17 protein-coding genes are annotated in these 20835 nt (G+C 48.4%); 14 read left to right on the top strand and 3 right to left on the bottom strand.

Features of this window, described 5'->3' with window-relative positions; all coding sequences use genetic code 11:
- The first annotated feature begins 56 nt into the window (after positions 1-56).
- From NYE70_RS06385 to NYE70_RS06370, 4 genes are read left to right on the top strand one after another with little or no spacing between them, the layout of a single operon-like run.
- Complete coding sequence (locus NYE70_RS06385; protein WP_211020753.1) at positions 57-1136, top strand: GIY-YIG nuclease family protein; 1080 nt, start codon at positions 57-59, stop codon at positions 1134-1136.
- A 60-nt stretch (positions 1137-1196) separates the two neighbouring features.
- On the top strand, positions 1197-1679 hold the full coding sequence (locus tag NYE70_RS06380; RefSeq protein WP_211020752.1) for a hypothetical protein: 483 nt from the start codon (positions 1197-1199) through the stop codon (positions 1677-1679).
- Between the two features lie 23 nt (positions 1680-1702).
- A complete protein-coding gene (locus tag NYE70_RS06375; RefSeq protein WP_341045417.1) occupies positions 1703-2470 on the top strand; it encodes a CPBP family intramembrane glutamic endopeptidase in 768 nt (255 codons plus the stop codon).
- A gap of 11 nt (positions 2471-2481) precedes the next feature.
- Positions 2482-3174, top strand: a complete 693-nt coding sequence (locus NYE70_RS06370) for an MOSC domain-containing protein (RefSeq protein ID WP_341045416.1) — start codon at positions 2482-2484, stop codon at positions 3172-3174.
- A 54-nt stretch (positions 3175-3228) separates the two neighbouring features.
- Here the strand turns inward: NYE70_RS06370 and NYE70_RS06365 are convergent, their stop codons facing one another.
- The gene (locus NYE70_RS06365; protein WP_341045415.1) at positions 3229-4179 is read right to left on the bottom strand and encodes a serine hydrolase domain-containing protein; all 951 of its coding nucleotides are present in this window, start codon (positions 4177-4179) and stop codon (positions 3229-3231) included.
- Between the two features lie 354 nt (positions 4180-4533).
- Between NYE70_RS06365 and NYE70_RS06360 the strand changes: the two genes are divergently transcribed.
- From NYE70_RS06360 to splB, 5 genes are all read left to right on the top strand, one after another.
- Positions 4534-4860 (top strand): thioredoxin family protein, encoded by a 327-nt coding sequence (locus NYE70_RS06360; RefSeq protein ID WP_341045414.1) that lies wholly within the window; start codon positions 4534-4536, stop codon positions 4858-4860.
- A gap of 203 nt (positions 4861-5063) precedes the next feature.
- On the top strand, positions 5064-6686 hold the full coding sequence (locus NYE70_RS06355) for an alkaline phosphatase family protein (protein WP_341045413.1): 1623 nt from the start codon (positions 5064-5066) through the stop codon (positions 6684-6686).
- 24 nt (positions 6687-6710) lie between these two features.
- A complete protein-coding gene (locus NYE70_RS06350; protein ID WP_341045412.1) occupies positions 6711-7946 on the top strand; it encodes an MFS transporter in 1236 nt (411 codons plus the stop codon).
- Positions 7947-8122: 176 nt separating this feature from the next.
- A complete protein-coding gene (locus NYE70_RS06345; protein WP_211020740.1) occupies positions 8123-8386 on the top strand; it encodes a transcriptional regulator SplA domain-containing protein in 264 nt (87 codons plus the stop codon).
- Complete coding sequence (splB, locus tag NYE70_RS06340) at positions 8383-9411, top strand: spore photoproduct lyase (protein WP_341045411.1); 1029 nt, start codon at positions 8383-8385, stop codon at positions 9409-9411. The genes NYE70_RS06345 and splB overlap by 4 nt, the downstream gene beginning before the upstream one ends.
- Positions 9412-9508: 97 nt before the next feature.
- On the opposite strand, the gene NYE70_RS06335 is transcribed toward splB, so the two are convergent.
- The gene (locus NYE70_RS06335; protein WP_341045410.1) at positions 9509-12991 is read right to left on the bottom strand and encodes a DUF4982 domain-containing protein; all 3483 of its coding nucleotides are present in this window, start codon (positions 12989-12991) and stop codon (positions 9509-9511) included.
- A 642-nt stretch (positions 12992-13633) separates the two neighbouring features.
- Here NYE70_RS06335 and NYE70_RS06330 point away from each other — a divergent pair.
- Positions 13634-13786 carry a hypothetical protein gene (locus tag NYE70_RS06330; protein ID WP_290407305.1) on the top strand — a complete coding sequence of 51 codons (153 nt, stop codon included), beginning with the start codon at positions 13634-13636 and terminating at the stop codon, positions 13784-13786.
- Between the two features lie 72 nt (positions 13787-13858).
- On the opposite strand, the gene NYE70_RS06325 is transcribed toward NYE70_RS06330, so the two are convergent.
- Positions 13859-14524: a FadR/GntR family transcriptional regulator gene (locus NYE70_RS06325; RefSeq protein ID WP_341045408.1), complete on the bottom strand. Its 666-nt coding sequence runs from the start codon at positions 14522-14524 to the stop codon at positions 13859-13861.
- A gap of 286 nt (positions 14525-14810) precedes the next feature.
- On the opposite strand from NYE70_RS06325, the gene NYE70_RS06320 reads away from it, so the two are divergent.
- From NYE70_RS06320 to NYE70_RS06305, 4 genes are all read left to right on the top strand, one after another.
- Complete coding sequence (locus NYE70_RS06320; RefSeq protein WP_341045407.1) at positions 14811-15764, top strand: sugar kinase; 954 nt, start codon at positions 14811-14813, stop codon at positions 15762-15764.
- An 11-nt stretch (positions 15765-15775) separates the two neighbouring features.
- Positions 15776-16420: a bifunctional 4-hydroxy-2-oxoglutarate aldolase/2-dehydro-3-deoxy-phosphogluconate aldolase gene (locus NYE70_RS06315; protein ID WP_341045406.1), complete on the top strand. Its 645-nt coding sequence runs from the start codon at positions 15776-15778 to the stop codon at positions 16418-16420.
- A gap of 12 nt (positions 16421-16432) precedes the next feature.
- Positions 16433-17584 carry a galactonate dehydratase gene (dgoD, locus tag NYE70_RS06310; RefSeq protein ID WP_341045405.1) on the top strand — a complete coding sequence of 384 codons (1152 nt, stop codon included), beginning with the start codon at positions 16433-16435 and terminating at the stop codon, positions 17582-17584.
- A gap of 122 nt (positions 17585-17706) precedes the next feature.
- Entirely contained in the window at positions 17707-20724 is a 3018-nt protein-coding gene (locus tag NYE70_RS06305) for a glycoside hydrolase family 2 TIM barrel-domain containing protein (RefSeq protein ID WP_341045404.1), read from the top strand.
- The last annotated feature ends 111 nt before the right edge of the window (positions 20725-20835 follow it).

The following is a 20835-nucleotide window of genomic DNA, read 5'->3' as shown; positions in this document are numbered from 1 at the left end:
AGGGTTGGGGCTATAATGTTCCTGAAAGATTTGATTGGGAGAGTAGGAAACCTGCGATGAAAGACAAATTAAATAGCCTTCCTTCATCACCGGGGGTATACCTGATGAAAGATTACCATGGGGGCGTTATTTATGTCGGCAAATCCAAGAACCTGAAGCAAAGAGTGCAGTCGTATTTTTATAAATCAAAGTCCCATTCCAATAAGGTTAAACGGATGGTCAGCCAAATCAAGGATCTGGAGTACAGGGTGACGGACACGGAGTTTGAAGCCTTTATGCTGGAATGCAAATTAATCCATGAAATCAAGCCCGTATATAATAAGAAGATGAAAAACCCGCTCGGTTATACTTATATCCTGATCCATGCCGGGAAGGGACTTAGGAGCATTGAAGTGACGAACGTTTTGCCGGCAAACGAGACTCCTGTCAGTTTTGGACCTTATACGGCCAACAGGAACACGGTCGAAAAGGCGGTGCAAGGCATTCGGGATTGCTTTAAAATTGCGTGCAATCAATCCGGCTTCAGCGGTTCACCTTGTCTGAACCATTCGCTGGGCTTGTGTTTGGGAATGTGCGCAGGCGGGGAAGCGGAGGTCAAGGAATATAACGAGATCCTGGATCGTTTCATTTCCCTGTTAGATGGTACTGACAGAGGGCTGTATACGGAAATGGTGAAGCGCATGCAGGACGCTGCCGAGAGATTCGATTTTGAGGCTGCGGCGAAGTACAGGGATCAGCTCGATACAGTAAATTACCTGTTGAATAAGGAAAAGGTCATCGGCTTTACCGAAGAAAATAGAAACATCGTCATTACTGAAAAATTGGATGATAATACCGTCAAGCTCTTTTTGGTTAAACGAAATCGGGTGCTTATTAGTAAGAAGTTTAACTTGCAAGTTCATCCGTCTCCTGAAGTACTGATTAAGGAACAAACAGAGCTAATCCTATCCTGTTTTAGGGAAGACCCCGAGACAGCCGCTGCTTGTGCCGGTGACATTACCCGCGACGAAATCGATGAAGCTCAAATCATATATAGCTACCTGCAAGGCAGTTCCTGCAATTACTTCCATCTCCCCCAGGAATGGATAGATTCGCAGGACACTGCCGGAATCGAAGAGGCACTGATTAACTTGTAAATCATTTCCTTGACTGCTGAATGTATAATGAGAACAGGTAAATTTAGTAAGGAGGGTAACATGAATCATTATCCGAACGAAATTCAGGATTTTCATGACACGGTATTAAAATTAAGAGGAATTACAGGCATTGAAAGCGGGGTAGACAATTTAGAGCCAATCGATTCGGTCATGCTGGGATTTCCTCCGTTTGCCCATCTGCCCCATGGAGCCCTTCTGCGGACCAACGGCGGATTGGAGAATGAAGTATTGATCCAGTTTGAGCTGGAGACCGATTATTCATTGGATAGCTTGCATTCCATTGAATTTCTGGCCTGGTTCGTTCGGGATTCCGCAAGAGGAGGAACGGCTATTCAATTAAGACCTTTTGCCCTGCCGCCGGATTCTCCGCATGGAAGACAACTCGGAACGTCTCTGAAATATCACTTGGATCTGTTTGTCGGCGGGATCGAAGAGTCACTGGAACCGGCATATGAAATCCTTCGTAAGCTGACCCAATCCCTTGAATTGGCGATTACGTTATATGAGATTCCTATTAAATAAGAATGATAACTGGGGGAGAAAAGATGAAACAAACGAAGACAAAAGGTCATCCGATTCTATTTTCACTTATGCTGGGCATTTTATTAACCTTCCTCGTCGCAGCTGCATCTGCGGTGGCAACGATCATGGAGCTCGGGGACAGAGGGATCATGATTGCCCAGGGCGGTGCTTTCTTGATTATGGCGATCATCGTGACCTTGTATATGAACAAGAAAAGTAGAACTTGGGCAAGCTTTGGATTTATCAAACATGATCTTCGAAAAGGAAAAGCGACGCTCTATTATATCCCGCTGCTGATTATTGCGGTTGTTCAGCCGATCATGGGCGGCTTTAATCTGAAACTAACGTTCTTGGATATTCTCATCATTTTGGTCTTTTCGCTGATTGTCGGTTACACGGAAGAGTCGGTCTTCAGAGGCATTATGCGGGAAAAGCTGCAGCATAAAGGCAGGGTGTTCTACATAGTTTTCTCAGCTCTGGTTTTCGGAATTTTACATATGGCCAATGCGCTGAACGGTACCAATATCATATATATCCTTCTGCAAGTCATTAATGCCCTGCTGATCGGCTTCATTCTTGCGCTGCTGATCGAAACCTCCGGTAATATTGTCCCTTTGATCGTTTTCCATTTCTTGTTTGATGCTCTCGCTCAAATGACGAGCAACGCTCTTTTGGATCAAGAGGTGCTTGTAGTTTCGATTTTGAATATCCTGTACTTTTGTTACGGAGTTTATCTGGTTTATGGTTTCATAAACAGAAAAAAGACGGGTTCCATGAATCTGCAAATTTGAGGTGATCAACGATGAAAGACTTCAGATATGAAATTGTGTCCATCAATACGGGCAAGCCTAAACCGCTGCCTTATCAAAACAAAGAAGTGTCGAGCGGGATTTTCAAGACTCCGGTCACTGAACCGTTGTTTCTGTCGGAGGTAAATTTCGATGGGGACGGGCAGGCGGATTTGGTGCATCATGGCGGACGAGACAAAGCCGTATGCGTGTATCCGCACGAGCACTACTCTCACTGGGAGAATGTATTGAATACCGCTTTGGAATTCGGTGCTTTCGGTGAAAATCTGACTACGCGCGGATTGCTGGAAGACGAGGTCTGCATCGGCGATATATTTCAGTTAGGTGAAGCGACCGTTCAGGTCAGTCAACCCCGGCAGCCATGCTACAAACTATCCGCCAGATACGGCGCGCCTGATATGCCTCTACAAATTCAGGAGACCGGCTTCACCGGGTTTTATTTCCGGGTTCTGAAGGAAGGAATGGTATCTCAAACGGATGGCCTGACTTTGGTAACGCGCCATCCTCAGGGAATAACCCTTTCCTTTGCCAACCGGATCATGCATCAGGGGAAGGACCGGTTCGAGGACATGAAGAAAATTTTGGAGGTAGCGGAACTCTCGGAGAGCTGGAAAGCTACTTTTCTGAAACGGCTCAAAGGTCATGAAGACAGTAACCGGGAGAGATTGACCGGTCAAATCGAGTAGACAAGGGCAAGGAAGGAAGCCCGATCTACCAGTTTACAATCCGGCGGGGCGGAATTAATGCTCCCGCCGGAGGAGCAAAGGCGCGATGAACTGCCGGAACACATCTCCGGGGAATTGCGCTTTTTTTCGTTTATCATCGGTCAGAACAACTACGATCTCAAGCGAGGGAATGACATGAATAAATTGCCCTCCGAACCCCCGTGCATAGAAGTAATCGAAAGAAAGCTCCGAAGTATTCTCCGCTTCCAAGGTATACGAATCCGCCCACCAGTGCCAACCATAAGCCCCGCGACGTGGAGCTTCCACGGAAATGGCAGGTTGAACCGACCGTAAGGCCAGGTCTTTAGAGATGAGTTGTTGATTTTCCCATGACCCTTGCTTCAAATAGAGCTGCCCGAATTTCAACATATCCGATGGACGCAGCCATAATCCGAAGCCTCCGGTATGAATACCTTGAGGATCTTGTTCCCATTTATAAGACTCAATGCCGAGCGGACCGAATAAATTCATCTCGGCAAACCGGGCTAATGTCATGTCCGAGGCTTGTACGAAAATGGCGGACAATAGCTGCGAGACTCCGGAGTTGTATTCCATTCTGCTCCCAGGGGTATCGCGCAGCGGTTGATCCAGCACAAATTGTACCCAATCGGGCGTACGGGTCATCCGCGGAAAAGAGTTAGCGCCGCCAAATTCGGTCCACTCGAAGCCGGCTGTCATCGTTAAGAGGTGATGTAGCGTCATTTTCCGGTAACGGGGATCCTCTTTCGCGTCAAGCTGCGGAAAAAATGTGCTGATCGTTGTGTCGGCTTGCGGAAGCAACCCCTGATCTATGGCGATACAGATGAGAGCGGATAATATGCTTTTGGTGCATGAATTGGTTTTCGCAATTTTCGATGCCGTGTCCTGATCCCTATAATGCTCATAAATAATTTCGCCTTGTTTGCTTATTAAACAGCTTCTAAGATCCAAAGGGGAAATACCCGAAGTCAGTGTTTGTAAGTTCATATGATCCTTCCTTTATATGAGTGTTCAAAAAGTCGGCTTTTCAGCACCGAGAAGGTTGGATGAAGGAGGGACTGAGGAGCGGAGCATAGGCAAAACCTACGTGAGCACCGGAAGGCCCGCCTGAATTCAAGATTCGATGTCGGATATGCAACCTAATGTACTTCGTGATCAAAAGATGACTTTTTGAACAACCTCTTTAATTCAAATCTGCCGATAGGTTGTCCAGTTCAATTATGATCAGTTTACTTTACTTTTCGTAGAGCAACAAACCCGACGTGCAAATCCGGAGTGATGAATGATTGAATGATCAATGTAGAGTGAGCTACAATAAGTATTGTAAAGGAGGGGATACAGATGGAGAGAATCCAATCGCAAGAACAGTTCAATGAACTGACTCAGAGAGACCAATTTACGGTAGTGAAATTTGATACGACATGGTGCCCGGATTGCAAAAATCTGGACCGGTTTATCGGGGGCATTATCGAGAAACATGACGACAAGGACTTTTACGCAATGGATGCGGAGGAGTTCCAACCGCTTGCGGAAGCCAATGAGGTTCGCGGGATTCCTAGTTTGCTGGTATACAAGAACGGGGAAAAAGTAGGGCATTTGCACAGCAAGTTTGCGAAGACGCCAACTCAAGTGAACGAATATTTGGAGGCTTTGGAAGCCCAGAAGTAATGAAAGGCGGAATTGATCGCCTATGTAAATGAAACAAACAGGACCGCCCTCTATTATAAGGGCGGTCTTTGATGTTTGTGGAAGAAACCGGACCATGAGGAACAGGATTGACGTAAACTCACCGGAAATAAAATATGGCAATAAAGATGAATGGCGATCCGCTTCCCGTGACAAAATGTATTAAAAACGGGAGAGTAGCCGCTATGTGGAAAATAGATCGACAGATTCTAGGAACAATCACAATATTGGTTTTAATTTCGATCATAATGTCCGGATGCCATAATTCAAAGCCGAAGGAACAGGATTTGCTGCGGTTAAAATCAGCCAGCGGTGCGCAGCCCAAAAAGGTTATATATGTGTTGGTTGACTCCTTGATGCCTCAAGCCATTGATCGTGGCATCCGCGCCAAAGAGCTTCCGACCCTTCAATTTCTCACCGAACACGGGCAATATTACAAAAATTTAGTCAGCTCCTTTCCGACGATGTCCGTTTCGATTGACAGCACCTTGTTGACCGGAAAATATCCGATCGACCACCGGGTGCCTGGACTGACCTGGTATTCAGCAAAAGACAAGAAAGTGATCAATTACGGGACTGGGCCCGTCGAAATTGTTCAGCAAGGCGTTAATCGCGTGTTGAACGATGCGATCATTCATTTAAATCAAGACCATTTGAACAACGGCGTTACGACGATTCATGAGGATTTGACTAAGCGCGGGTTGAAATCCGGCTCGGTTAATGGCTTGGTTTACCGGGGAGCAAGGGATCATACGCTGTCGCTCCCCGGCTGGATTCATATTCCCTCGACATTACCGAAGGAAATCCATGTGAACGGGCCGGACTTCTTAACCTTGGGATCGTTGTCCAATCCGTTGAAAGGTCTAATTTCCTTGCCCGAAAGCTTGACCGATAAGCTTGGCTTCAATAACGATTATGCCATCGAAGTCGTCAAATATTTAGTCCAGTCCCGAAAATTGCCTGATTTTCTGTTCGTGTACCTTCCAGACCTGGATCAAGAACTGCATAAGAACGGCCCCTCGGCATCAAAGGGGCTAAAAGCCTTGGACCGGCAGCTTGATTCCTTACTCCAATCCTTTGGTTCGAGAGAGCAAGCGTTGAAAGAGGCTGTAATTATTGTTGCCGGGGACAGCGGAATGACTGCCATTCGCCCGTCCGATCAGAACCCGGAAATCGACTTGCCTGACCTGATCGGCGATGCCCGGGTGCTTAGCCCGGGTGAAACCGGGTCCAAGGAAAAGGATATTTTATTCGCCGTTAATGAAACAATGGCTTATGTTTATTCGCTAAAGGGGAAAGCCTCATTAAATAATGCCGCGGCTCTGCTGCAAGCCGATTCCCGGATCGACTTCGTGGCCTGGAGGGATCGGGACCGGATTCACGTCAGCCAAGGGGGAACCACAAAGCAGCTCAGTTATAAGGCTGGCGGAACGTTGAAGGATCCTTACAAGCAATCCTGGACACTAGAGGGAGATGCCGAATTATTGGATTTACGGGTGAATCAGGAAGATCAAACTTTGGATTACGTTGACTACCCCGATGCACTTATGAGACTGTCGAGCGCACTCCATTCGCACGAGGGTGACTATTTGGTCGTTACGGCCAAACCCGGATATGAACTGACGGACAAAAGCTCACCAAAGCATGAAGGAGGCGGCGGCCACGGTTCTATCCGAAAAGCGGAGTCGCTTGTTCCCTTGATCATCGGCGGGACGGCTCAAAGACCTCAATCTTTGCGCGTGGTGGATTTGAAATATTATTTGCTTGACCTTCTTTCAAACGACCTTCAAAATAATGGAATGAAGTAGAAGAAAGAAGGTGGAAGATAGCAGATGTCGACTAGTAACTGGAAGAGAAATATTATTCTCTTCCTAAGCAGCCAAACGATTTCCCTTTTTGGTTCAGCCTTGGTTCAGTATGCGATCATGTGGCATATCACGCTTTCTACCGAGTCGGGTGTCATGATGACGCTGTATATCGTTTGCGGGTTTATCCCGACCTTTATTTTGTCTCCTTTTGCCGGTGTCTGGGCGGACCGGTTTAACCGGAAGCTCCTCATTATGTTGGCCGACGGCCTGATTGCGGCAGCTACCTTGATTTTAGCTGTTTTATTTTTAATGGGACATGATTCGATTTGGCTGCTCTTTGCAATGGCTGTTGTCCGGGCCCTCGGAACAGGAGTGCAAACACCGGCGGTCGGCGCGATCTTGCCGCAAATTGTGCCTACCGACAAACTGACTCGAGTCAACGGTATTAACGGAACATTGCAAGCGATTATGACGTTTGTAGCCCCTATGGCCAGCGCGGCTTTAATGACGATGGCTTCTCTTGAAATTATCTTCTTTATCGATGTCATCACCGCGACGATTGCTATTTTGACCCTGCTTTTCTTCTTTAAAATTCCAGTACATGAAAAGGCGGCTGAAAAACAGACCACGAGTTATTTCAGCGATTTTATGCACGGCATATCCTACATTAAACAACATGATTTTTTGAAAAGCTTCTTTCTGTTCTTTGCCGTTTTCTTTATATTGATGGCTCCAGCCGCATTTTTGACGCCGCTTCAGGTTACCCGAAGCTTCGGGGACGATGTCTGGCGCTTGACCGCTATTGAGATCGCGTTCTCGGTCGGTATGATGGCAGGAGGCGGGTTTATTGCTAGTTGGGGCGGTTTCCGAAATAAAATTCATACGATGACCCTCGCAAGCCTTCTTATGGGAGCATGTACGCTGGCGCTTGGCCTTGTTCCTGTCTTCTGGATCTACTTGGTCTTCATGGCCGTATTTGGTGTGGCGATGCCCCTGTTCAATACCCCGACCATGGTTCTAGTACAGGAGAGGGTAGAAGAGAGCTACTTGGGAAGAATCTTCGGGGTGTTCGGGATGATTTCTACCTCAATGATGCCGTTAGGAATGCTCATTTTCGGCCCGATTGCCGATGTGATCCAAATCGAATGGCTGCTGATCGGGACCGGACTGCTTATCTTGATTCTGGCGGTGTTCTTAGGCCGGAACAAAATATTACTTGAGGCCGGAAAGCCGATCGCGAACGAGCAAGGACAGGTTTAAGCCATGCCCCGATATTCAGGGCGCAAGCATCGCTTTAAATATCATTTAGCCATGAACTTTGACCACAACGGTTAAGGTTCATGGCTTTTCTTTTTTACTTTATTAAGAAACATAAGTTTAGAGGCTTGGGGGAATATTTAATTTATGCTGCTATAAGGAAAGAGAGTGAACAACAAATGGAATTGTATCGCGATCACGGAACCTACCAAGCCGGGGACATCGTTTATGTCTTTTATCGCAATCCTCATACCCAGGATGTTGCTAATATACAGGAGGCCGCAGTAGTGAATCATCCGGAGCAACCCGGTGAGCTCGCAGTGTTTCTTTATGAAACATATTATCCACTGACTCAGGAGATGGCCGTCTACGCTACGGCGGGTGAAGCGGAGCAAGCATACGACCATTACTTTGGTAACGCACCGGAGGAGACGCTGGAATGATCAACCCGTTTATGCCTAAGCTGGTTTATTTTGAACCGGACGCCTTGGAATATCCGTTGGGCAAACAATTGCTTGAGAAATTCTCTAATATGGACGTCGAAATTCGCTATACGACCTCGCATAACCAAGTGAGGAATCTTCCGGGGGACAACGATTTTCAAAGATACCGGGTGGCCAAATCGACGCTGGTGGTCGGAATCCGGAAGACGCTGAAGTTCGACACCTCCAAGCCGTCGGCCGAATACGCCATCCCGTTTGCCACAGGCTGCATGGGTCATTGCCATTACTGCTATTTGCAGACGACCATGGGGAGCAAGCCGTACATCCGCACCTATGTCAACGTGGAAGAAATTTTGGAGGCAGCCGACAAATACATGGAGGAACGTGCACCCGAATTCACACGCTTTGAGGCAGCCTGTACTTCCGATATTGTAGGAATCGATCACCTAACCCACACCTTAAAACGAGCTATCGAGCATTTTGGCAATTCCTCCTACGGGAAATTGAAGTTTGTGACAAAGTTCCACCATGTGGATCATTTGCTGGATGCTAAGCACCAGGGAAAAACGAGATTCCGTTTTAGCGTCAATGCGGACTATGTGATTAAGAACTTTGAACCCGGAACCTCGCCCCTGGAAAAAAGGATTGAGGCCGCCGGGAAGGTTGCCCGGGCCGGTTACCCGCTAGGATTCATCGTTGCTCCGATTTATATTCACGAAGGATGGGAGCAAGGTTATCGCCATATGTTTGAACGCCTTGATGCCGAATTGCCTGCCGATGCGCGGGACGATATTACGTTTGAATTCATTCAGCACCGCTTTACCAAACCCGCCAAGCGGGTAATTGAGAAGAACTATCCAATGACCAAGCTGGAGCTGGACGAAGAGAAGAGAAGATATAAATGGGGGAAATATGGCATCGGCAAATACATTTATCAGAAAGAGGAAGAAGAGGACTTGAAAAGTCATCTTTATACCGACATGGAGAAGTTCTTTCCTAAGGCTAAACTGGAATACTTTACTTGATGCGGAGCTGGATGTCCGGGCTGATGAGGATAAGCAACTAGTTACATATAGAAAAACGGGCTGTTCTCTGTATGAGAGACAGCCCGTTTTTAGATCTCTAGACAAATTGGAACCATTTAAAGTCAAACTGGCTGCCGGGCAAGAAGACAAAGGTCACCGTTTGAACGCCAGTGATCGGCTCAAGCGTGAATTCCCTCTCGCAATAATCCTCGGAGTACGCAAACTCCACGATCTGCCGGGATTCCCCATCCGCACCCTTGAACAAAACATGCAGCGTATTCTTGTCGAGCGGAGATTGTCCGCTGATTACGAGTTTCGTGGCACTGGTCTCACCAAAGTCCATATCATCAAAGACCAGTGAAACGTTGTTGCCTATATCCGTGATGGCATCCGCCGTAATCGTATAAGAATCGCCATAGATGTCATCATGGTCCAGCGCGCTAAGCCTTTGAAATGCTTTGTCCGGCTGTTTGAACTGAAAGCCTTTCAGATGGATCTTCCGGCGTAACACGAAACAGAGGGAAGTGATCCCCTTCAATCGTTTCGGTAACCGGTAAGTCTCGTCCTGATAAACGTTCCAAATGGATGGCCGTTGATAGGTAACCTCCGTTAGTAATGAAGCATCCGCTTCATCCGGATGGCCTTCCCAGATTTCAATTGGAAACTCCTCGCTATCCAGGGAGAAGATAGGCAGCGTGATTTCATCCGAACCAAAGCTGCCAAAATTAATGTTGTCAAAACAGATCCAGCTTTCACCGTCGCGGGATGTAGCGACGCCCCGATCATTGCCGTTCGTCAAATTCCGGCTGGCATCGCTGTGTAACCCGGCAGAAACGAACTCATAAGGATTCGTGTGCGCTTGGCCTAACCCGTCGATATGGAATTCCATCACCGAATATAACCGGATGGCGTCAGCACCGTTTCTGGTTCCGCAGCGGAGGTAAATATCTCCGTCCCCCAAAGCTGTTAATACCGCTTCATGTTCATTCACTTGCAGGAATGCGATGTTGGTATCGACGCCCGCCGCGTTCGTGACGCGCCATTCCACCTCCCGATAAGTCGTATCGGCGGGATGGAGCTGTACCCGGACCGGCAGTGTTGTTTTGTCTTTGTGCAGAGTGTTCCCTTCAGGGCAGATAATCTCCAGCTTGCGGACTGGAACTTCATCTGTATTCCGTTCCACGGAGACCGGTTCTTTTTCCTGGAGTTGGGTGGCCAGAGGGGCGTGGCCATAGAGCGTGAGCTCTTCCGCTGTACAATTGTCGGTCGGTTGTGCAGAAATCGATTCCAGCTTAATCTCGCACGGCAGCAATCCTTTGGATTCTGCCCGTACTTTAACCGTGCCAGTCTCCATGTTGGCCGCAATGACGGCAAGGAGTTTACCGCTAAACAACCGGCGGTTTGTTCCTTTATAGGAGTCGTAGTCGGTACTGTCTCCGTTATCCAAACCCACCAGCCGGGCAGGTCCTTCCACCGTAAGGTGAACCCGGTTATTTGCGTTTTCTACGGGATGACCGGCTTCATCTTTAACCGAGATTTCAACAAATACGAGATCTGAACCGTCCGCCGTGATCGTCGCTTTGTCTGATTCCATGGCAATCGCAACGGCATCCCCGAAAGATGATTTCACATCCTCGGCAATCTGAGCGCCATTCTCATCATAGGCTACCGCCCTGAGGTCACCCTTGGTGTATGGAATTTGCCATTCTCCCAACAGCTGTTGTCCATGAATGTGATCAATATCTCTGGTTCCTAGTGATTCTCCGTTTAAAAATAATTCTATTTTAGGAGCATTGGAGCAGACTCTTACATCAATAATCTGCCCCTCGGAGAAGTCCCAATAAGGGAAGACATGAATCATCGGGTTTGCTTTATAATCTCTCCATTCCGCTTGGTAGATGTAAAAGGAATCCTTTTTGAAGCCCGCCGTGTCCAGTTGCCCGAAATACGAGTTCTTGGTGTGATAGGGGGTCGGTTCACCGATATAGTCAAAGCCGGTCCACAAAAATTGTCCGGGAGAGAAGGCAGCATCCCGATCTGCAATGATGCAGGCTTCCGTGCTTTTTGCTCCCCAACTGGTGGAGCTGTTTCCCAAGGAAGAGCATTGCTCGTCGTCATCCGACAACATGGATTGCGCAAACGGAAAGTGATAGATCCCTCTGCTTTGAACCGTTGAGGAGGTCTCGCTTCCATAGATAATCCAGTCAGGGTGCTCCGCATGATGCTGCTCATAGTATTTCTCAGCATAGTTATACCCCGCAAACTTGACGAGATCGGCGCATTTTTGGGCGTTTTCCCAAGGCATAAAATTGGAACCGATCGTTACGACAGCATTGGCTTTAGGATCGTGGAGCATGACTTCGTCTCTTAGCTGCCGAGTCAGCTCCTGACCGCGTTCATCGGCATGGGTATCGTAAATCTCATTTCCGATGCTCCACATCAAGAGGCTGGGGCGGTTCCTGTCCCGCCGCACCCAACTTGCCACGTCTTTTTTCCACCATTCCGGGAAAAATCTCGCATAGTCATAAGTGGTTTTCTTCCGCTCCCACATATCGAACGCTTCCGAAACGATGAGGATGCCAATTTCGTCGGCCAGCTCCATCAGTTCCACGGCAGGCATATTGTGGGCGGTACGTATCGCGTTTACACCCATCTCCTGAAGGAGGACGATCTGTCTTCGTAAAGCCGCTTTATTCACTGCGGCACCAAGACAGCCCAAATCATGGTGCTGGCAAACACCGTGAATTTTGACCTTGCGGCCGTTCAGGAAGAAACCTTGCTGGCTGTCAAACTTCATGCTCCGGAAACCGAAGCTTTGCATCTCTTCATCGGTGAGGCATCCGTCCGCGAATAGCTCCGTTTTGATGACGTAACTATAAGGCCGGTCGATATCCCAAAGCACCGGGTCTTCGACTTGGAGAAGTGAAGGGATGTTGATGATCCCGTCCTGAAGAGGTAGGAAATCGTTTTCCGTTTGGGCGATCATACATCCCGAATCATCCAGAATGCTATGGCGCAGCTTATATTGAGATGCGGATTTCAACATCGTACCCGCATGGATTTCAGTTTCCACTTCAACATGCCACGCTCTCTCTACTTCTCTCGCCGCAATATAGATTCCATCCGCAACAAGGTGGGTATCCGGGTAAGTTTTCAACCAGACGTTCCGGTAAATTCCCGCCCCAGAATACCAGCGGGAGTTGGGAGCCTCATGGATAACTTGGACATGGATTTCGTTAGGACCTGCCGATAGATAAGGTGTAATGTCCAGTTCGAAGGTAGAGTACCCATATTTCCATGTGCCTGCAAGGCGGCCGTTAACATAGAGCGAGGAATTCATGTAAACGCCTTCAAAACGAAGAGACAAGCGGGTACCCGGTTCAATTTTGTCCAGATGCAGTAGTTTTCGGTACCAGCCTTCGCCGTCTTCGTATAAATTGTTAGCGTCGTAAATCAGCCAGTCATGGGGCAGAGTTACCGGCTCCCAAACCACACTGTCTTTAGTGGCATCTGCAAATTCCGTATGTAGCGGTTGTTTGGCAAAAAACCAGTCATTATTAAATTTTGTCTTCTGACTCATGCGCATATACTCCTTTGTGATATGAAATAAGACATGAATTACCGAAGGGTATGAATGCCATACTCGATCATATAATTGCACACTTCAGATAGCTTGTCGATGTATTTATGTGTTGAACCGGGCGTTTTCTTGCGGCAAGGCGACCGGTTTGATGAAGGACAGCAAGCATTTTTTTCGTAAATCTTTAGAAGATGAAATAAAGCGGAGAAATTGTTCGAAAGAGGAGGATGGGTGAAGGAAAAAAAGAAATAGCGGCTATTATTCCAATATAGCCCAAGTTATGAAAGTTTAACTTTTTAAGAGATTGCGTTATGATATAGACATCACCAAAAGGAACCGCAGGTTGGCGGAGCCACAGGTGATAAGCTCTACCTTGAATGAAGAGATAGATTTCAGAGAGGAGAGAATTCCGTTGACCTAGGTAAGCGAAGCATACCGGAATCGGCTGCAATTGAACGGAAGACGGAAGTGACAACGTCTTTTAGCAGATCGTAGGTATGTGGGAACCCAAGCAAACCAGCTGCCAAGAAATAGGAAATGCCATTCAAAGCAAGGAACAAGCTTGCCAAGAAGGAGCGCGATTCCGATGCAAACGGTTAGCGAAGCGTACGGATACGATGGTTCACTCTAGGAGTAACGTCCGTGAAAACGTTGCTCGTGAAGATCGTGTACGCGGGAAATTACCCCTATATGCAGGACATGGATCATTACTCCAAAGGTGGAGTATCAAGGGAAATCGAAAATTTAACAATTGCCATGTCGTGGATATGGATTGTTGGTGGAGGAATGGATTAAATTGAATAGCAATTTCAATACGTAAATCCCTGGTAGCGAAGGCTAGCAGGGATTTACGCGTTTAAGCTGCAATTATTTTTTTAAAGCCTGAAGCATGTCATTAATATGATAATACATCAGTTGTTTAGCTTGCTCCGGTTGCCGCTCTTCAATCGCGATAGCGATCAGGATGTGGTAATTGGAAGCTTTGGTCCTCATATGCGGCAAGGTATTGGTTTGCTTGCGTCCTTCCGCCAATAAGGGATAAATCGATTCCATCATCCGCAGCAGAACGGGATGCTGAGCCGACTCGGCAATTAACCGGTGAAAAGACAGATCCGTATCCAAAAACGGACCTCCGTCTTTCATCTGAAGGACCATGGACTCGGCCAATTCCCGAAGCTGACTGGCTTCAGCATGCGTGGCCCGTTCAGCGCACAACGCGGCCAGTTCCGGCTCGATCAACAGCCTTGCCTCCAGTAGCTTGACGAGTGAAATATCCCCGAGTTCTTTCAGATTTGCAGTTGGGTCCTCTAACAATAACGGATCATTTCTGACATACATACCCCGGCCATGTTCAATGCTCACATTTCCCTGGCTTTCAAGCGCCCTCAAAGCCTCTCTGACGGTTGTCACGCTGACCTCCAATTCTTTGGAGATCTGCTGAAGCGTGGGAATTCTTGAACCGGGTGGCCATTCTCCGTCTACGATTTTCTTTTTTAGCAAATCTATCGTCGTTGTGAATGTACTTTTTTTCATCATCGGCGTCCCCTGTAAGTTCTGATATCATCCTCATTCTATCATAGCCATACTTGAACTTGCTAATAAAAACGATATTGACAACCAAGATTATAGATACTATGATACCACCATAAACATAGTATCTATTTTGCGTTTTATAGTCATATTGATATTAAATATGCTTAAACTCTAGAAATAGATAGGTTCTATATGAGATTATTAATTTGTATATCTATATAGATGCGATCAATTTTTCGAGGTAGTTAAGCATACCATCAGTTGCTTGTACAAAGGAGGACGTTGGATGGAGGTTGTAACTTTCGGAGAATCGATGGTCCTGTTTAGCGGAGACCAGGAACTGCCGCTGGAGTATGTTCAACAGTTTCATAAACAGATGGCTGGAGCCGAATCGAATGTGGCGATCGGGCTGGCAAGATTGGGCCATTCCACTGGCTGGTTCAGCAAGCTCGGTCAGGACGCCTTTGGACGATATATCTTGCAGAGCGTTCGCGGCCAAGGCGTGGATACGTCGCGTTGTACATATACCGACGCCGCCCCGACGGCCGTGTTCTTCAAAGAGCGCGGACGCGGCGGAAAAACGAAGGTTTACTATTATCGCCAAGGGTCTGCCGCCAGTTTGATGACTAAAGAGGATTTGGATGAATCCTACCTTACCCAGGCAAAAATTTTGCATGTTACCGGGATCACTCCGGCTCTGAGCAAAAGCTGTTTTGAGCTGACGAAGCATGCGATGGATGTTGCCAAGCGCAATCAGGTGAGCATTGTGTTCGATCCCAATATCAGGTGGAAGCTGTGGGATCGCGATACGGCGAAATCCAGACTGCTAGAACTGGCGGCTAGGGCCGACTACATCCTTCCCGGATTGGACGAAGGCGAGTTCCTGACAGGACGGCCTCGAGCGAAGGAAATTGCCGAGTTTTTTCTTAAGCTTGGATCTAAGGCGGTTGTCGTAAAGCTGGGCAAGGATGGAGCGTATTATCAGTCACTGACGGAGAGAGGACATGTGCCGGCCATTCCCGTTCAGGAGATCGATCCCGTGGGAGCCGGCGACGGGTTCGCTGCCGGATTTATTAGCGGACTGCTGCGTAATGACACTTTGGCAAATTCCGTTACAAGAGCGAACGCCGTGGGAGCTATCGTTGTTGGGGTTCATGGCGACACCGAAGGTCTTCCCAATGAAGAAGAGCTTCAAGCGATGTTGTCCGGGCAAACCGGTTATCAAAACGTTCAACGTTAAGGGGTGACGAAATGAATAAACAAGAGAAGTTAAGGCTGCTTAAGGAATCCGGCGTTGTTGCCGTTGTGCGCAGACCTCCTTATGAAAGGGCAGTCCGCATTACGGACGCGCTTGTTGCGGGCGGAGTCAAAGCGCTGGAGATCACGGTGGATAGCGACAGGGCATTTGAACTGATCTCTTTGTTAAATGAAAGATACGGGGAAGAGGTCTTGGTAGGTGCAGGCACCGTTCTGGACGCCGAAACCGCCGAGAAGGCGATTGAAGCCGGCGCGCAATTTATTTTTTCACCTATTTTGGATGAAGAAACGATAAAAGCCACGATCCGCCATGATGTGATTTCCATTCCGGGCGTGATGACACCGACCGAGGTCGTGAAGGGGTACCGGTTGGGTGCGGACCTGCTCAAGATTTTCCCGGGGTCTTCGCTTGGCGTCAATTATATCAAGGAACTTTCGGCGCCGCTTGGCCATATTCCGATGATGCCGACGGGCGGGGTCACATTGGACAATGTGGCACAGTTCATTCAGGCGGGCGCAGTTGCGGTAGGGTTGGGCAGCTCGCTGCTCGACAAGAAATCTATGGAAGAAGAACAGTATGACGATATCACCAAGCGTGCAGAGCAGTTCATTCAAGCGATTCATCAAGCAAGAGAATAGGAGAAATCAACCGTGAAAATTACAAAGTTTAGCACTTATATCGTACCGCCGCGTTGGCTGTTTTTGAAGATCGAAACCGATGAGGGCATTGTGGGCTGGGGAGAGCCTGTAATTGAAGGAAAAGCACATACGGTGCAGGCTGCGGTCGACGAATTAATGGATTATCTGATCGGCAAAGATCCGCTGCGTATCGAAGATCATTGGCAGGTCATGTACCGGAGCGGATTTTACCGGGGGGGACCCATCCTGATGAGCGCGATCGCCGGGATCGACCAGGCTTTATGGGATATCAAAGGAAAGGCGTTTAATGCGCCCATCCATCAATTGTTAGGTGGCGCTTGCCGGGATTCCATGCGCGTTTACTCGTGGATCGGCGGGGATCGTCCGACTGATGTGGGTCTAGCAGCCTTGGACAAACAGAACGCAGGTTTTACGGCGATCAAAATGAATGCTACCGAAGAATTGCAGTATATCGACAGCTATTCCAAAGTGGATCAGGTCGTGGAGAGGGTTGCTGCCATTCGGACGGCGACTGGGCCGGATTTCGGGATCGGCGTCGATTTTCACGGACGCGTCCATAAGCCAATGGCCAAAGTATTGGCAAAAGCGCTGGAGCCTTACCGGCTCATGTTCATCGAAGAACCAGTGCTTCCGGAGAACAACGAAGCGCTTCGCGAAATCGCCAATCACACCAGCACTCCGATCGCTACCGGGGAGAGAATGTTCTCCCGCTGGGATTTTAAAACGCTGTTGCAAGACGGATATGTCGATATCATTCAGCCGGATTTGTCGCATGCTGGCGGGATTACGGAGTGCAAGAAAATCTTTGCCATGGCGGAAGCTTACGACGTTGCCGTCGCACCGCATTGCCCGTTGGGACCTATTGCCCTTGCTGCCTGCCTGCAGGTAGATGCGACGGCGCACAATGCGGTCATTCAGGAACAGAGTCTGGGGATACATTACAATGCGGGTAACGACTTGCTGGATTATATCGTGGATCCCGGCGTGTTCTCCTATGACGACGGGTTCGTAAAAATTCCTCAAGGGCCCGGACTGGGCATTACCGTCAATGAAGAGTATGTGATCAAAATGGCGAAAGAAGCGCCACACCGGTGGAGAAACCCGGTTTGGAGACACCAGGACGGATCGGTAGCGGAATGGTAAGAGGCACCCTGCACGGAATCGAACAAAATGACTCCGTAATCGAACAAGAGTCGGTTTGAGAGCCCTTTCATTTCATATACAATTAAACCATTCAAAGTACTTTCTTGGAGGGGAGAACCAAAATGATCCAGATTCCAAAATACTGGGAAGATCTGAGCGTACTAGAGAAAAACCGTGAAGCTCCCAGGGCTTACTATATTCCTTATGAAGATGCGAAATCTTCCCGCAAACAAAAGCGGGGGGCTTCCCCTTATTATCGGACATTGAACGGGAACTGGAAGTTCAAATACAAGGAGTCCGTCCGGCAAGTCGACGATGCCTTCTACCGGATCGATGCCGATGTCAGTGATTGGGACGACTTGATCGTTCCTTCCTGTTGGCAGGTCAATGGATACGACCAGCTCCATTATACGAATGTCAATTACCCGTTTCCTTGCGATCCGCCGTTTGTGCCGAACGACAATCCCGCCGGTTTGTATGTTCGTGAGTTCAATATCTCCGGCGCATGGGAAGACAAAAGCAAATATATCGTTTTTGAAGGCGTAAACTCTTGCTTTTATTTATGGGTAAACGGCATTTGGGTCGGCTATAGCCAAGGCAGCCGCGTGCCGGCCGAATTCGATATTTCCCCTTACGTTCATACAGGTAGCAATAAAATTGCAGTTATGGTGTTGAAATGGTGCGACGGCTCCTATATTGAAGATCAGGATCTGTGGAGATTCTCGGGCATATTCCGGGATGTGTATTTGCTGGCCCGCAGCCCCGAGCATATCGTAGATGTGTTCAACCGTGTGGAGCTGGATCCGGACTTCGGGACCGGAACGGTTACTTGCGAACTTACGGCCACCGGTCAAGCGGATGCCAGGATCGAGCTTACCGATGCGGACGGTGTGCTGCTGCATGCGGAATCCGTAACCGTTGTCGGAGAAGGAAGCGTAGCCCTTCAAATAGATCAACCCAACCTGTGGAGTGCCGAGACGCCATATTTATATCATCTTTACATTACGGCCGCAGATGAGGTTTTGCACTTTGAGGTCGGATTCAGGAAGGTTGAAATCGTTGACGGGGTCTTCATGATTAATGGAACGGCCGTCAAGCTAAAAGGGGTCAACCGGCATGATTCCCACCCCGTACTTGGTCAGACGGTTCCGATCAATCATATGATCAAGGACCTGAAGCTCATGAAGCTGCACAATATCAATACGATCCGGGCGTCCCACTACCCGAATGATCCGCGTTTTCTGGAGCTGTGCAATCAGTTCGGTTTTTACGTCATTGATGAAGCGGACCTCGAATGCCACGGGGTGTTTCATGCGATAGGGAATTTCAATATGCTGACCCGCCTTCCGGAATGGGAGCATGTCTTCGTCGAACGCGCCGTACGCATGGTGGAGCGTGACAAAAACCATCCTTCGGTCATTATCTGGTCGATGGGGAACGAATCCGGCTACGACGTGAATCATATGGCAATGGCGAGATGGACCAAGTCCAGGGACGCTTCCCGGCCGGTTCATTACGAAGGCTCCGATCCCCGTCACCTGGGAAGCCCGGATACGGAAGTGCTGGACATGGAAAGCCGGATGTACTCCTCGCCGGCTTACATAGAAGCTTACGCGAAGGATGAGAACAGCACCAAACCTATGTTTATGTGCGAGTACAGTCATGCGATGGGTAACGGACCAGGGGATTTAAAGGATTACTGGGACGTCATTTATAAGTATCCCAAGCTGATGGGCGGCTGCGTCTGGGAATGGAGCGATCATGGCATCCTGACGAAGAACGCTCAAGGAAAACCGTATTATGCGTATGGGGGAGATTTCGGAGATCAGCCGAATGACGGCAATTTCTGTATCGACGGACTTGTATCTCCCGACCGGGTTCCTCATCCGGGATTGCTGGAACTCAAGAAAGTGATCGCTCCAATCAGGGTAGAAGCAGACGATCTGGCTGCCGGGTCCCTCCGGATAACCAATCTGTATGACTTTGTGGACCTCGGTCATCTTACGTTACATTGGACGATTGAAAAAGAAGGGGAGCTGTACAGTCAGGGTCAAACGTTGGTAAGCGGAGTTGAGCCGCACACGTTGCAGCTAGTGAAGCTAGATTATGATTTACCGGAATTTTCGGAGCAAGCCTTTTACCTCACCGTGACTTTCCGCTTGCGGGAAAAAACGCTCTGGTCCGAGGTCGGACACGAAGTGATTTCCGAACAATTCAGACTGCCGGTGAAAATCCGGAAAGCCGCTGAAGCCAAATCCGCAATTGATGGTCAACCACTACGGATTACGGAAGAGAATGATTTGCTCACGATCGATGGGTTCGATTTCCTCCATGTATTTGATCTCTATAAGGGAAGCTTTACCTCCATTACGAGGCACGGGGTTGAAATGATCGGCAAACCTTTGGGCTTCAATATTTGGAGAGCTCCGACGGACAATGACCGTAAAGTGAAACGGCAGTGGATGGAAGAGGGTTATGACCGCGCGCTGCCTCATATTTATGAAGCGGTTGTGACCGAGCGGGAAGAGAACTCCATACAAATTAGGGTAGCTTATTCCCTTGGTGGATATATCAAACCGCCGTTATTGCACGGCGTAGCCTACTGGCGGGTAACCGGCAACGGGGAAATCACGCTGAAGACGGAAGTTACCGTGCGCGAAGATCTGTTGTTCCTGCCCCGGTTCGGGCTGCAGGTTGCGATGCCGGCGGGTACCGAGGAAGTGGAGTATTTCGGAAACGGCCCTCATGAGAGTTATATAGATAAAAGCCAAAGCACGCTCAAGGGCAAATACCTGACAACGGTGGACGAGTTGTTTACGCCTTACATCATGCCACAGGAAAACGGCTCGCATGATAACACCGATTGGGTTATCGCAACGAACGAGCAGGGCATGGGTTTGAAATTCACGAGCAATCGGCCGTTCTCGTTCAATGCCAGTCATTATACGCCGGAGGATTTAACCTTGGCACAGCATGATTACGAGCTTGTCCGCCGGGATGAAACGATACTCCATCTGGATTACAAGATGAGCGGCGTAGGTTCCAATTCTTGCGGACCGGAATTACTGGATGCTTACCGGCTGGATGAGAAGCAGTTCACCTTCGAGCTGAACATCATGCCTATATTTAAAGAAGACTAGATATTACCATATAATGGTGCTCCCTCATTGCGAGATTTTAGGGGCACCATTTCTTCAAATTTCATTACTGTTTTGATATACTGTGAAGAATTCAGTTCCTAGTAACTAACT

Origin of the sequence: Paenibacillus sp. FSL R5-0407 (assembly GCF_038009185.1) — a bacterium.
Classification (GTDB): domain Bacteria; phylum Bacillota; class Bacilli; order Paenibacillales; family Paenibacillaceae; genus Fontibacillus; species Fontibacillus vini.
The sequence above is the reverse complement of the archived record's forward strand: the minus strand, read 5'-3'. Positions and strand labels throughout refer to the sequence as shown.

What these genes read in the sequence shown, in the direction of transcription:
- NYE70_RS06350 (WP_341045412.1), top strand. Translation starts at nt 6,711, where the DNA reads ATGTCGACTAGTAACTGGAAGAGAAATATTATTCTCTTCCTAAGCAGC.
- NYE70_RS06345 (WP_211020740.1), top strand. Translation starts at nt 8,123, where the DNA reads ATGGAATTGTATCGCGATCACGGAACCTACCAAGCCGGGGACATCGTT.
- NYE70_RS06380 (WP_211020752.1), top strand. Translation starts at nt 1,197, where the DNA reads ATGAATCATTATCCGAACGAAATTCAGGATTTTCATGACACGGTATTA.
- NYE70_RS06315 (WP_341045406.1), top strand. Translation starts at nt 15,776, where the DNA reads ATGAATAAACAAGAGAAGTTAAGGCTGCTTAAGGAATCCGGCGTTGTT.
- splB (WP_341045411.1), top strand. Translation starts at nt 8,383, where the DNA reads ATGATCAACCCGTTTATGCCTAAGCTGGTTTATTTTGAACCGGACGCC.
- NYE70_RS06325 (WP_341045408.1), bottom strand. Translation starts at nt 14,524, where the DNA reads ATGAAAAAAAGTACATTCACAACGACGATAGATTTGCTAAAAAAGAAA.
- NYE70_RS06305 (WP_341045404.1), top strand. Translation starts at nt 17,707, where the DNA reads ATGATCCAGATTCCAAAATACTGGGAAGATCTGAGCGTACTAGAGAAA.
- NYE70_RS06385 (WP_211020753.1), top strand. Translation starts at nt 57, where the DNA reads ATGAAAGACAAATTAAATAGCCTTCCTTCATCACCGGGGGTATACCTG.
- NYE70_RS06355 (WP_341045413.1), top strand. Translation starts at nt 5,064, where the DNA reads ATGTGGAAAATAGATCGACAGATTCTAGGAACAATCACAATATTGGTT.
- NYE70_RS06360 (WP_341045414.1), top strand. Translation starts at nt 4,534, where the DNA reads ATGGAGAGAATCCAATCGCAAGAACAGTTCAATGAACTGACTCAGAGA.
- NYE70_RS06365 (WP_341045415.1), bottom strand. Translation starts at nt 4,179, where the DNA reads ATGAACTTACAAACACTGACTTCGGGTATTTCCCCTTTGGATCTTAGA.
- NYE70_RS06320 (WP_341045407.1), top strand. Translation starts at nt 14,811, where the DNA reads ATGGAGGTTGTAACTTTCGGAGAATCGATGGTCCTGTTTAGCGGAGAC.
- NYE70_RS06375 (WP_341045417.1), top strand. Translation starts at nt 1,703, where the DNA reads ATGAAACAAACGAAGACAAAAGGTCATCCGATTCTATTTTCACTTATG.
- NYE70_RS06370 (WP_341045416.1), top strand. Translation starts at nt 2,482, where the DNA reads ATGAAAGACTTCAGATATGAAATTGTGTCCATCAATACGGGCAAGCCT.
- NYE70_RS06335 (WP_341045410.1), bottom strand. Translation starts at nt 12,991, where the DNA reads ATGAGTCAGAAGACAAAATTTAATAATGACTGGTTTTTTGCCAAACAA.